The 13,079-nt window shown below is 29.3% G+C and carries 14 protein-coding genes; 3 read left to right on the top strand and 11 right to left on the bottom strand.

The genetic code is table 11. The features are described from left to right. Nucleotides 1–47: 47 nt before the first annotated feature. Nucleotides 48–1,496 carry a nitrogenase cofactor biosynthesis protein NifB gene (gene nifB, locus ACNI28_RS06745; RefSeq protein ID WP_419763505.1) on the bottom strand — a complete coding sequence of 483 codons (1,449 nt, stop codon included), beginning with the start codon at nucleotides 1,494–1,496 and terminating at the stop codon, nucleotides 48–50. Nucleotides 1,497–1,596: 100 nt separating this feature from the next. Between nifB and ACNI28_RS06740 the strand changes: the two genes are divergently transcribed. Further along, complete coding sequence (locus ACNI28_RS06740; protein WP_419763504.1) at nucleotides 1,597–1,956, top strand: ArsC/Spx/MgsR family protein; 360 nt, start codon at nucleotides 1,597–1,599, stop codon at nucleotides 1,954–1,956. Further along, on the top strand, nucleotides 1,953–2,138 hold the full coding sequence (locus ACNI28_RS06735) for a hypothetical protein (RefSeq protein WP_419763503.1): 186 nt from the start codon (nucleotides 1,953–1,955) through the stop codon (nucleotides 2,136–2,138). The genes ACNI28_RS06740 and ACNI28_RS06735 overlap by 4 nt, the downstream gene beginning before the upstream one ends. A 4-nt stretch (nucleotides 2,139–2,142) precedes the next feature. Here ACNI28_RS06735 and ACNI28_RS06730 read toward each other — a convergent pair whose 3' ends face one another. The 6 genes from ACNI28_RS06730 to ACNI28_RS06705 form a co-directional block, all read right to left on the bottom strand. Continuing rightward, nucleotides 2,143–3,321 (bottom strand): YbfB/YjiJ family MFS transporter, encoded by a 1,179-nt coding sequence (locus tag ACNI28_RS06730; protein WP_419763502.1) that lies wholly within the window; start codon nucleotides 3,319–3,321, stop codon nucleotides 2,143–2,145. 203 nt (nucleotides 3,322–3,524) lie between these two features. Continuing rightward, nucleotides 3,525–4,763, bottom strand: a complete 1,239-nt coding sequence (locus ACNI28_RS06725) for an FprA family A-type flavoprotein (protein WP_419763501.1) — start codon at nucleotides 4,761–4,763, stop codon at nucleotides 3,525–3,527. A gap of 4 nt (nucleotides 4,764–4,767) precedes the next feature. Then, nucleotides 4,768–5,124 (bottom strand): NifB/NifX family molybdenum-iron cluster-binding protein, encoded by a 357-nt coding sequence (locus ACNI28_RS06720; RefSeq protein WP_419763500.1) that lies wholly within the window; start codon nucleotides 5,122–5,124, stop codon nucleotides 4,768–4,770. Continuing rightward, complete coding sequence (locus ACNI28_RS06715) at nucleotides 5,121–6,092, bottom strand: NifU family protein (RefSeq protein ID WP_419763499.1); 972 nt, start codon at nucleotides 6,090–6,092, stop codon at nucleotides 5,121–5,123. The genes ACNI28_RS06720 and ACNI28_RS06715 overlap by 4 nt, the downstream gene beginning before the upstream one ends. Nucleotide 6,093: 1 nt before the next feature. Beyond that, on the bottom strand, nucleotides 6,094–6,474 hold the full coding sequence (locus ACNI28_RS06710; protein WP_419763498.1) for a 4Fe-4S dicluster domain-containing protein: 381 nt from the start codon (nucleotides 6,472–6,474) through the stop codon (nucleotides 6,094–6,096). Nucleotides 6,475–6,486: 12 nt separating this feature from the next. Beyond that, the gene (locus tag ACNI28_RS06705) at nucleotides 6,487–6,873 is read right to left on the bottom strand and encodes a NifB/NifX family molybdenum-iron cluster-binding protein (RefSeq protein WP_419763497.1); all 387 of its coding nucleotides are present in this window, start codon (nucleotides 6,871–6,873) and stop codon (nucleotides 6,487–6,489) included. A 224-nt stretch (nucleotides 6,874–7,097) separates the two neighbouring features. Between ACNI28_RS06705 and ACNI28_RS06700 the strand changes: the two genes are divergently transcribed. Further along, nucleotides 7,098–8,444, top strand: coding sequence for a nitrogenase component 1 (locus ACNI28_RS06700; protein ID WP_419763496.1), 1,347 nt, complete (start codon nucleotides 7,098–7,100; stop codon nucleotides 8,442–8,444). Between the two features lie 61 nt (nucleotides 8,445–8,505). On the opposite strand, the gene ACNI28_RS06695 is transcribed toward ACNI28_RS06700, so the two are convergent. From ACNI28_RS06695 to ACNI28_RS06680, 4 genes are all read right to left on the bottom strand, one after another. Beyond that, on the bottom strand, nucleotides 8,506–8,913 hold the full coding sequence (locus ACNI28_RS06695; protein WP_419763495.1) for a response regulator: 408 nt from the start codon (nucleotides 8,911–8,913) through the stop codon (nucleotides 8,506–8,508). After that, nucleotides 8,907–9,428 (bottom strand): chemotaxis protein CheX, encoded by a 522-nt coding sequence (locus tag ACNI28_RS06690; protein ID WP_419763494.1) that lies wholly within the window; start codon nucleotides 9,426–9,428, stop codon nucleotides 8,907–8,909. Before ACNI28_RS06690 ends, ACNI28_RS06695 begins: the two co-directional genes overlap by 7 nt. Nucleotides 9,429–9,441: 13 nt before the next feature. Further along, nucleotides 9,442–12,162, bottom strand: coding sequence for an ATP-binding protein (locus tag ACNI28_RS06685; protein WP_419763493.1), 2,721 nt, complete (start codon nucleotides 12,160–12,162; stop codon nucleotides 9,442–9,444). Between the two features lie 99 nt (nucleotides 12,163–12,261). Next, on the bottom strand, nucleotides 12,262–12,969 hold the full coding sequence (locus tag ACNI28_RS06680; RefSeq protein WP_419763492.1) for a hypothetical protein: 708 nt from the start codon (nucleotides 12,967–12,969) through the stop codon (nucleotides 12,262–12,264). Nucleotides 12,970–13,079: the final 110 nt, after the last annotated feature.

Below are 13,079 nucleotides of genomic sequence, written 5' to 3'. Positions count from 1 at the left end.
AACTATTCCCTAAAAATATTTTAGGATTCATAAAATAAAGCTAGGGCTTACCCTAACTCTTTTTGAGATTTTACTTCATCACTATAGAAATACTTTTGTGCTGCTGCAAATACTGATTTTTCTATTGGTTGAAGTGCATATGAATCATCAGAGATAAGATTGATTTGAGATAACTCATCTTGAGGACATCCACCAATTTTTTCTGTTAATAAAATATCAATATCATTTAGCGTATTTTTAATCTCTTCAATTGGATAAGAACCATCACAATCCTCAGGACCTTTACAGTAAGCATTTTCAACTTTTCTATGCATTACAAATTTGATAGCTTTATCTCCAACTTCATAAATTAAGAACTCTGTAGCATTACCAAAGTGTAAGTTAACTGTTCCTTCACCAGCTGTTGTAACTGCTACTAATTTAGTCTCACCAGTAGAACTAAGTTCTTCTTTACTTGCTTGTTCTATTTTGATTCGCTCATTTGCAGTATCAAGTGCTGCTCTCCAGTTTTCTATAACTTCATGTTTTTTAGCTCTTGCTTCCATGTTATATTGGTCTTGTAACTCTTCCCAAGACATATTTTGGAAAACATCAGGAGTAAACTCTTCTCCTCTATCTTCACCAATCAATCCAACTGCATCTGCTCGACATTGTCTACAGTGACTCATTAGTTTCATATCCATACCACATGCTTCTTGTGCAGCCATTACTTCTTGGTCTGTTGCACTTCTTTGTCCATTTAGTCCATAATATGTTCCATACTCTTCTTTTGATAAAAGTGGCATAATGTTGTGTAAGAATACGTTTAATTCTTTAAGTTTTTTAGCAACATTTACTAACTCTTCTTCATTAACTCCAGGGATTAAAACAGAGTTTGCTTTTACCAAAATACCTCTTTGCGTAAGCATCTTGATACCTTTTAGTTGTTGTTCTAAAAGAATTTTTGCACCCTCTGCCCCAAATACTTTTTCATGATTCCAGTGTACCCATGGGTAAATTTTAGCTCCAATTTCACCAGTTGGATCAACTGAATTAATAGTTACCGTTACGTGGTCAACGTTGTATTTAACCATCTCATCAACATAATCAGGAAGTCTTAGTCCATTTGTTGATAAACATAGTTTTTGATCAGGTGCTTTTTCGTGAAGCATTCTAAATGTATCAAATGTTTTTTTAGGGTTTGCTAGTGCGTCACCTGGTCCTGCGATTCCTACAACTGAAAGTTGTTGAATATCTCCACCCACATATAATACCTTTTTAACTGCATCTTCAGGACTTAACTTATTTGATGTAACACCAGGTCTTGATTCATTTGAACAATCAAATTTTCTGTTACAGTAGTTACATTGTATATTACAAGCAGGTGCAACTGCTACGTGAATTCTTGCGTAGTGTTGATGAGCACCCTCAGAATAACATGGATGATTGTTAATCTTATCCATAACCTCTTGTTGTAATTCCTCTTGCGTACTACTTGATGTACAAGAACAACTCATAGTATCTCCTTTTTAATTATATGTAGTAGCTTATGCATATAGCGTTCCATAAAGTTTCTGGGAATAAAAAATGCATAGAGTACTTATATAAGGAGATAATATGATTCCAATAATTTTTTACGAAAAACCAGGGTGTGTAAATAACACTAAACAAAAGAAGAGATTGATTGATTTTGGTTTTAATGTTATTAGTACTAATTTACTAAAGACAAATTTTTCAAAAAATCAACTTCTAGACTTTTTGGGAGAAAAGAGTATAAAAGATTGTATAAATCCTAATGCTCCTATTGTAAAGAATAAAGAGCTAGATGTAGAACACACTTCTGAAGATGAGATATTATCTCTTATGCTTTCTAATCCCATATTAATAAAAAGACCTCTTATTGCAATTGGCTCTAATAAGTTTTGTGGATTTGATTTAACTAAAATTTTAGATTTTAAACTAAAGGAAATAAAATGAGTATTCAAGAAAAGATTAAAGAACAACTTTTACAAGAAGTTTTTTCAAATATCGACAACATATATGATTTCATGGAGACAAGATTTGAAATGGATGAACACTGCAATAGTGATATTGTAAAAAAGCTAAATGAACTTAAAGATGTGGTTTATAAAGTGTCAACTCTTAGTGACCTATCATAAAACTCTAAAGTTTATGGGTTTGAAACCTTTTTGCAAAGAGTAAAAGTACAATCCCAGAAACTACAATAAATGCTGTTAAATATAAAGCATAATCATAATTACCAAACTTTTCTATTAAATATACACTATAAAGTGGTGCGATAACTTGTCCTATTCCATAAGATGTGGTAAGAGCACCCATTAGTACAACCGGATTTCCTTTTGCTAAATGACCACCTAAAGTCATAAACAAACCAACCAATCCTACAAAAGTTCCACCATAAAGAACTCCACTTAATAAGTTTAGATAAATATTATTTGTAAAAGTAGGTATTAAAATCCCCACTGATTGAAGAGATAAAGCTATAATTATTATGTTTACACTTCCATATTTATGAGCAAGTCTTAACCAAATAATACAAGAAGGAATCCCAGCTATTCCAACAAGTGTCCAAGTTAGATTTCCATAACCTTGAAGCCCAGGCAAAGTGTTTATAATATCAGGTAAAAACGTTCCTTGAACTACAAAACCTACACCTTCTGTAAAATATGCAATTATTAAAATAACTACAAAAAATGTAAAAATTGATTTGTCAAATTTGTGTTTTACTATTTTTGTGTCAACTTTCTTGTCAAAGGATAAAATATACATAGAATATATAGAGATAACAATCCCAAAAACAGCTAAAACTATCCATGAGATTTGCCAAGAGTTACTAAAATGTAAAACTGCCCGATTAATCAAATCAGTAGTTAAGATTGAAAATCCTATACCAGAAAAATGTATTCCCATGGCTTTGGTTTTACTCTGCATATTCAGTTTTGTCATAACAATTGCAGAACCCACAACAAAAGCCATAGCTCCCCCAAAACCAGCCAATAGTCTTGAGATTATCCAGATAGTTTCATTTGTTGTAATACCTAAAACAAAGGTATTAATAATACATATGAAAATACCTATTCTAAAAAGTATGACTTTTTGATTTATATCTTTTATAAAAATTGATAGAATCGAACCACTTAAATAGCCTGCAAAATTTAGAGAAGCTAAAATACCAGCAAAGGTAATATCTAAAAAATCTTCTAACATATTTGGAATCAATGAAGTAAAAACAAACCTTGAGATACCAAGACCAATAATTACAGCAAAAATACCCGCTATAAGAATGGCTAAGTTATCATTTCTATCAAATAATCTATTCAAATATTTTTCCTCAATCATCAAAATATGAGTATAATATCAATAAATCTAATCTTATGTCAAATAATAAATAAAAATTAGTCTATAAATTTGTTGTTGAGGTATAAAGTGAGTTAAAAAGAAGAGTTTTATTTAATTATTCCAAATAAATTGGAGATGAGTAATAGTTTTAGTCAGTTATTTATACTCATCTCCATTTTATTCATCTAATTCATAGTCATTTCCAGCATTTTTCCATTTACTATTTCACCAAACTCTACTCCATACTCATAACACTGTGCAAGTTCTTCGGAAGTGGGTATTAGTTTTATTTTCATTGATTCTACAGGAGGGACTCTAAAGTTTAGTGATTTTAATCTATGTATTATCATATCAACAGCTTCTCCACTCCACCCATAAGAGCCAAAGGCACCACCAGTTTTTCCTCTTTTTTCCAATAACATCATGCAAGATAGTAAATCCCAAACTGGTTTTGGAGCATCTGCGTTGATTGTAGGAGTTCCTATTAATATACCTTGGCTCTCTTCAAGTATATTTATCATATTTGACTCTTCTATTGAAGCTAAATCATAAACATTGGCGATGATTCCATCTACACTTTCAGCACCTTCAAATATAGCTTCTGCCATATCTTTAGTATTTTTATAACTTGTTAGATAAAAAATTGATAGGATTTTTTTTCCATGAGATACATCTTTATAGTTATCTTGGCTCCACTTTCTATAGTAGTCAATATATTGCTTTGGATTTTCCCTTAATATTGGTCCATGCAGTGTTGCTATCATATCTATTTCAAGTTTATCATATAGTTTGATTGCATTTAGAGCATAAGATTTAAAAGGTCTCATAATGTGGTCATAATAGTATTTAAAAGAATAAAAAAAATCTCCTACTAAGTCATTAAATAGTCTTCTATCGTGATAGTGACTTCCGAAAACATCTCCTGAAAATAGTAACTTATCTTCTACTACATAAGAGCTCATAGTCTCTGGCCAGTGTAAGTATGGAGTTGTAAGGAATTTGATTGTTTTATCACCTAAAGTTAAACTTTTGTTTGTCCAAACAGTTTCAAAATCAATATTTTCATTTCTTGTGATTGCTTTTAACATAGGTGTTGCTTGGGGAGAGATTAGAACTTTTGCTTGGGGTGCTCTATTCATAAGTTCTGGAATTGCTCCTGCATGGTCTGGTTCTAGATGGTGAGAAATAACATATTTAATCTCATCATATGAACATAAAGACTCAACTTTTTTAAAAAACTCATCTTGAAATTCTAATTTAACCGTATCTAAAATAATCACACCTTCATCTGTTTTGATTAAATATGCATTATATGATGAACCATTAGCTGTTTTCATAATAATATCAAAAGTTCTAATATCTGGATCAAAAGATCCAATAAAGTAGATATTTGGTGCGATTTCTATAGGGTTATTTGAATACATGTTATTAACCTATTAACCTTCTCATCCAAATGGGAGGGTTCTCTTTCATTTTAATTAGTTTATTTAAAATATCTTCTATCTTTTCATTTTCACTACTTGATTGCATAGGGAATATTTTTGAAGCTTTTACCATAAGTGATGCTTTTGGTCCGATTTGTTGTACATATAAAATATCACAACCTTCACAACACTCAATTTTGTAATTTAACTTCTCAATTTCATCTTCTATTTCAATGGAAGAATCAACTGATTTTATAAAAGAGAAACTATCATCTTTTATTTCATAGATATAAAACTCTTTGCACCAACCAAAATGTTGATTAATATGAATATTATCCTTTGAAGCAAATGCAATTCTCATAATATAAATATCCTAACCCTTGGATCAATTACTTTTTCTAAAGTACCTTTTATCATCTCATATGTTCCAGTACTAGCAATAGAACAGCCAACACAAGCACCTTGATAAGCAAGTCTTACTTCTATTTCTGGCTCATTTGCATAATCAATTAAAAGGATATTTCCACCATCTTTTAGTAAAATAGGTCTTATAAATCTATCCAAAGTATCATTTATAACTTCTAGCTGTTTTTCCATAGTTTGAGCTCTAAAATGGTCATTTAACTCAACATCTTTAGCCAACTCTTTATCTATACCCGTTAATTGTATAGTTGCCATTGTATGACCATTTTGTGCAGCTCTTAACATACAATCAAAGCCTTCTTTTACTCCGTCAATACTTTGTCTATCTTGAAGTAAAATTAGTGCTAATCTAAAAGCTGCTTGAGTATGGTTTTTTCTAACTGCACGTCTAAAAAACTCTTTTGCTTTTTCCATATCCTCTTCAACACCTATTTTTGTTTGATACATAAGTGCTAAGTTGAAGTTTGCAGAATCATTATCGTAAGAGCTTGCTTTTTCAAACCAATCTTTAGCAATAGAATAATCCTTTTCTACACCTTCACCTTTTAGGTACATTAAACCCAAATTTGTCATTGCTTGGTCATTTTTTTGTTTTGCTTCTTCTTGCCAAATAGCATATGCCTTATCGTAATCTTTACTTTTGTATGCAGCTAGTGCTTCTCTATGTTTCATAAATCTTCTTCCTTCATTTGGGTTTGGAATTTCCCTATTTGCTTTTAATTCTCTTTTAATATGTTCCTCTAGATATGTATGGGCTATTTCAACTGCCTCATCATAATCTTCACTTGAAGCCTTTATATCAAAATCAAAAAACTCCACCAAAAAAGCATCTCCAACTTCATGCTCACCGCTGTAACACTCAAAAGGATAGTTTAATGAAAGATAATAATCTAAATCTTTTTCCATACTAAAACTCTAAAGGCTTATAATCAACTCTATCTTGCATATCAACTACTTCCCTAAAAGGTCTTGGTTGATTTGCAGGTGAATAAATACCATTTTTTTTATGAACTCTGATTTTATAAATACCCTCTTCATCTCTTTGAAGATAATACTCATCATACTCTTGGATATATGGCATATCCCAAGCAATAGCCCCAGGAGTTGGACATACATCAAAGCACTTTGGAACTAAACAATCCACACACTCAATACACTTTTCTGGTTTTACATAAGTGAATTCAGCCTCAGCAAGAGGAGAATCATCTGCACTTACAATTGCAGTTGCGGGACACTCATCAACACAAGCGTCACAGTTGATACATTCATCAGTAATAATTACAGCCATTTTAAACCTTTACTAATTTTTATCGCATTCACAAGAACAAGATGATGTTCCAGGATCTAATAAAGTGTCGCAATTTGATTTTGTTACAAGTTTACAAGTATCATTTAAAAAGCTTCTATATATCTCTTCAATAGTTAAAAAAACTTTTGTTGCACTATAAACTTTTATTTTGTTCTTTTCTAAAGTATTAAATACACCTTCACCCATATGATAAAAGATAGTCTTTGCAGCACCTAAATCTTTTACACACTTTGCAGTATCCATTCCATTTCCACAGCCTTTGTTCTCTACAACACTAAATTGACCTGAACTTAAATCAAGAAGGGCAAAATGCGGTGCATTTCCATATAAATCTGAAATCACTGTTGAGTCTTCTTTACTTAATGGTATAGCTATCATTTGAAATCCTTTAAATAATTATAAAATTATCTATGCAAAATCTATTCCTTTATTTGAAAAGGAACGGAAATTGCAACTTTTAAGATAAATAGACAATCCAAAAAGGACAACTCGTTGTTCTCTTTAGAATTTTGCTACTTTTAAGTGGATTTCATATCCACTGCTAAAAAGTAGGCAAAGATGAAAAGGTCCCTAAAAAGTGGGACACTTTTAAGGAATAGAATATGGTAAATAAAAAATTAATTCAAGAGCTACTAAGCGAAAGTGATTGTTCACACAATAAAGAGAAGAAATCATCTTGTGATAAGCCAAAACCAGGTGCTACAAGTGGTGGGTGTGCATTTGAGGGATCTCAAATTGCACTTTTCCCTTATGCTGATGTTGTTCATTTAGTACATTCACCTGCAACTTGTATTGGAGCATCTTGGGAAACAAGAGCTACTCTAACTTCACATGAGGGAGATAATAATACAGTCAGTGGTTATACAACAGATGTAAATACCAATGATGTAATCTTTGGTGGAGATAAAAAACTCGAAGAGTCTATTGATTATATTGTTGAAAATAAAAATCCAAAAGCTATCTTTGTATATGAGACATGTGTAACTGCCATGATTGGTGATGACATGGATAATGTATGCAATCGAATGGAAAAGAAACATAAAATCCCTGTAGTTGTTATTCACTCTCCAGGTTTTGTTGGAGGGAAAAATCTTGGTTCAAGACTTGGTGGAGAGTCAGTTTTACACCAACTAATAGGTACAAAAGAACCTGAACTAATACATCCTTTTGGAATAAATCTAATTGGAGAATATAATGTTACTGGTGATATGTGGCAATATACTCCAATCTTAGAAAAAATAGGGATAAAAGTAGTCTCTACACTTGCAGGTGATGGAAGAGTTGAAAATATTCAAATGGCACATAGAGCAAAACTAAATGTAATAGTTTGTGCCAAATCACTTATAAGTTTAACAAGAAAAATGCAAGAAAAATATAATATCCCATATATAAGCATCTCTTTTTATGGGAAACGTGACACCTCAAATGCTATTATGAGTATTGTAAATGCCTTTGGAAACGAAGAGCTTATCAAAAAAGCAAAAGAAGTAATCGCCCAAGAAGAAGCAAAACTTGAAGAGACACTAATCCCATATAAGAAAATACTTGAAGGCAAAAAAGCTATTTTAAATACAGGTGGAAATAAAACTTGGTCAATAGCTTCAGCACTACAAGATATTGGTATAGATGTAGTTGCAACATCTGTAAAAAAAGCAACCTTAGAAGATAAAGAAATCTGTGCTAAATATGTAAAAATTCTTATAACAGACCCAGGAACAGAACAAGCAAAACTAATAGATGAACATAACATCGATATCTTACTTGCAGGTGGAAGAAGTTTATATACAGCTATTAAGAAAAAAGTTGCCTTTGTAGATGTAAACCAAGAGAAAAAGGTAAGTTATGGAGCTTATGGTGGTTTAGTAAACCTTGCAATTGATGTTTGTAATGCTGTAAACAACAAAGTATTTAAAGTAGTAGGAACTCCTGAACCTTGGACAATTGACTAATAAAATATAATATTGGTAAGAATAAAGATACCTTATCTTACCATTTTATTTGTTTAAATTTTTAGTCCTCATCGATTAATTCATCATCTTCTTCTTTTGCATATTCTTTAAATAATTTTCCAAGTACTTGCTCTAATTTCTCTTCTGTTATTGGTTTTAATATAAAGTTTTTTGCACCAGCTTTTAAAGACTCAGATACAAGTTCTTCTTGCCCATGAGAAGTAATCATTACAATATTAACATCTGGCAAAACTTCTTTTATAAGTTTAGTAGCCTCAATACCATCCATTTCAGGCATAGTAATATCCATCGTAATTAAATCAATTTTTTCTTTTTGCGTTTTGCATAGTTCTACAGCTTCTGCTCCATTTTTTGCTTCTGCTATTATTTTATGTCCCAAATCATTAAAAAACTTTGCTAAATTCTTTCTAATAACTAAAGCATCATCAACGATAAGAATATTTAACATTTTATATTTCCTTTTAAATCTAATTTATCTAAAAATAATTCCTGAGGACCAATTATTGCCATTTGCACATTCCCTATATCAGTAACTATATCTGTCTTTAACATAATAGAATTTTTATACTTAGTCAAAGATTTAGCATCATGAATTAAAATAGGTGGAGAAATACTAATAATGCTACTATCAACAGGATTTTTTATTACATTTCCTATTACAGTATTGCTAATTTCACAAGCAACGCTTTCTTGCATTTCCAGAAATTCTTTATCTTCAAGTTCTTCTCCCCAATAAAATTTTTTTACAAGTTTTTCCAAAAGTTCTTTTTCAAATCCCATCGTAATAAAAAGTTGTACAGAACCTCCTGTCCCAATAAAGACTGTATTTTCTTTTAATACAAGGTGTTCTGAATCCATAACTTCTGATTTTTCATCTAAGACTTCCATCTCCATATCATTTTTTAAATAATCTCTTAATCTATTCGAAATCGGTATTAAAATCTCTCTAAATATATCATGCATTTTCAATCTCCTTCTACTTTCTTCCATAAGGAAGTTTAAAAATAAAAGTACTTCCTTCATTTATTACACTTTTTATCTGAACAGTTCCATTTATTTTAATTAATTCATTTTTTACAACTGACATCCCTATCCCTCTTCCAGAAAGTTCTGTTATCTCTTCTTTTGTACTAAATGAATCATGAAATATTAAATCATAAACTTTTTCATCACTCATTTTATCAAATTCTTCTAAAGGGAGAAGATTAAGTTCTTCTACTTTTTTTCTTATTTTATTCCTATCTATTCCTCTTCCATCATCTGAAATTAAAATAGTTAAAAAATCACCTTCTAATTTAAAGCTACAAACAATAGTTCCTTTTTCATTTTTACCTTGTTCTAATCTTGTCTCAATATCCTCAATACCATGATCAATTAAATTTCTAAAAATATGAATTAATGACTTAACAAAAAGCTTAAAGTCTGTTGGTAAAACAATTGTTTCTTCCCCTAGAATTTTAAATGGATATATCTGTTTATCCAAAGAATTTGCTAGTTCTTCACATAGCTTTGGATAAGGAGTTAATGCTTGATACAATGTTCTTAACCTTAATCTTTGTGTTTCGAATAATATGTCTTCATAATTATTTAAATGTTTTCTATCTAATTTACAATACTCTTTTATCTTGTTTTCTAAATGAATTATAGTATCTTCATTAACTTTTACAACAGAATCTTCATCAAGAAACTCTTTCCCTAAAATAGATTTTATTATTTCTAAATCATCATCTATCCAAGATAAGAAATCACTTTTTTCTAGCAATTTGCCTAACTCTTTATTTGTAAATTTTTTATCTTTTATATACTCTGAAATTTCTGATTCAAAAGTATGTAGCCTTTTAACACTATTTGACATATAAACTTGTGAAAACAAACCTTTAAAAGTATGGACTTCTCTATATATTTCACTCAAGTTAAACAAAGCACTATTATTTATATCAAAAATTTTTAGCTTATTATTAGCAAAGCTTTTAAAATCATTTATTAGTTCATAGAACTGAGTTGTATCACTTATAATTGTTACAATCATTTTTAACAACTGTTGTTCTTTTTTTATTTTCTGTTCAAGCTTTTTCTTATGGGTTATATTTGTAAGTATTATCATAAACTTTTCATCATTTAATCTTTTATATTCCATAGAAATAGCTCTTCTATTTATAATAAACTCTTTAGGTAATAATTCAATAAAAGAATTTTGAACTATCTCATCTTTTTCATTAAATATATCTAGTAATGTTTTATTAAAAAAAAGCTTCTGTTCAGATGATTCAAAATCAAAAAGTTCATCTACCTTTTTACCAAAAATATCATTCCCTAAAAGTTTTTCACACTCTTTTGAATACTCTTTACCTACCGTTAGACTCCTATCTAAAGACAAAAAACCTTGTTTTGCATTATTAAATAAGTCAGTTATTTTCTGATTCTTTTCAAATAACTCTTCTGTTCGTAACTCTACTCTTTTTTCTAAATCTTTATTTAATAAAGAAATCTCTTCATCTCTCATTTTTAAGCTTTGAATATTCTTATCAATTGAACGTGTCATTTGATTAAAGGCATCTACTAACTTCTTATATTCATCATTATATTCTACTTCTATATCTTTAGAAAGGCTTACTTTATTTGCTAAAATATCATCAATCATTTTAATAATATGTTCCAAAGGATTATTAACTCTTGCAACCAAAATTATTGAAATAAAAGTCAAAATTAAAAATGAAAATATACCTATTAAAACTGCTGTAATAATAGTTCTTGTTGTGATTTCATCTGAGTGAACAAGACTATCTAAAATAATTTTCTCTGTAATTTCAGTAGCTTTATTAATATTACTTGTAATAACTGCTATTTGATATGTTCTACTTGCAATAATTTCTTCTAAATTGGATTCTTGGTTAAACATATTGAGTCGCAACAAAATAAAAGAGTTTTTAATACTATCAATATTAACCAAGCTCAAGTTGATAGTATTAACCAAATTTGATACTACAGAATCATTTTTTGCATTTATTCGTAGTTCTTCTAAAAAGCTACCTACTATTAAATAACTTTGTTCCAACTTATTTTTTTTAATCTCATTTATTTCCACTAAAGAATTTACAAACATAATATCTCGTAACAAAGTGAAAAGATTAAAAGTCGAACTTTCTAAATCAAATAAATTATCTTTTAATGATGGAGAATGCTCAGATATAACATTTATTTTTTCATGAATTTCATTGATTACTTCTTCTAGTTTAAATAAATAGTTTTTTAAATCTTGTTTGTAAATATATAAAGTATAAACTGCAGAAAAGAAGTCTTGTTGAAGTTTGATTTCATAAGCCAAACTCTCTTCCAACTCATTGATTAAAGGGTTATATTCAGATTTATACTTACTTTCTTTTAGTCTTTGAAATTTCACTATCTTATCTAAATCAAAAAGTTGAGAATCTATTCGTTCAAAATCTTTTTCATTTTTAGCAAGTAATATATCAGTTTCTGTTTCTAACACTGTTCCCAGTATCTTTAATATATAAGTATTTTGTTTCTCGATATCTAAAATTTTACTAATTGCTTTTTGATTTTCATTCATAGTCAAAATAGAATAAAAAACCATACCTATAATAGAAGAGAGAACCAAAGTAATTAATATAATTGTTCTAATTATAATTTGCTTAATTGATAATATCGCAGTCAATCTATTAAAAAAAGAAAACATTCAATCTTTCTCCTTGTTATAAATATACATGAAACTATATGATAAAGGATTTCTTACCTACAATAAAATATATCTAAAGTATATCTAAAATTAATGGAACTAACTATTTATTTTAGCTTTCATTAAAGTTGTATTATTTGCAATATCAGTATTAATTTGTTCACTTTTTTGAACTAACTCTTCATAATTTCTTTCTAAAACTTCTTTAAAAAGTCTAAAAGTCGATTTTAATTCAGGACTTGAGTACGATCCTGGTGGTGGGTTTAGAATTCCATCTATTCTATTCAATATATAGTCATAATCAAACTCTTCTTTATTTCCCACTTGAATGATTTCTCCATTTTCCTCTTTTAACATAGGCATTGGAAATAACATAGCCATTGATAAAAATCTATCTTTTTCATCAAGTTCATTAAGAGATTCTACTAAAAGCTCTTTATCAGAATTTGGTATATTAATTGGAATAAAGCCCATACCTTTGGATATACCATTTGAAACTAAACCATCATTATCAAAATCGTACTTTTCATAATGGTGTAAAAGTAGATTATAAGCACCCTCATCACTTAAAGAATCAACATTTATATCATCTGCAAGAAGAGTATAGTGTTGAAGAGTGCTTAACTCCTCTTTTGATAAAGAGTTCAAAAACTCTTTTGCATTTGAAATAGATACTTTTTCATCTTTTGCTTTATTATAAAGTTCTTCAAAGCTATCTTTATAAGGTTCTCTTACTTCATAAAAACTATCTGCCATTTTTAATTCTTTTACTATACCTACATGTTCTTCATAACTATTTATATTCATAATTAAAGCCTTTAAAAATTCCACTTAAAATTAGTTTAAAAATTATATCATAAAAAATCTTATTTCTTTTTTTACATAAAAAAAAGTATAATAAAAGCACACATCAAAAA

Origin of the sequence: Arcobacter denitrificans (SeqCode) (genome assembly GCF_048571185.1) — a bacterium.
Taxonomy (GTDB): Bacteria; Campylobacterota; Campylobacteria; order Campylobacterales; family Arcobacteraceae; genus Arcobacter; species Arcobacter denitrificans.
This window is presented reverse-complemented; position numbering and strand designations above follow the sequence as displayed.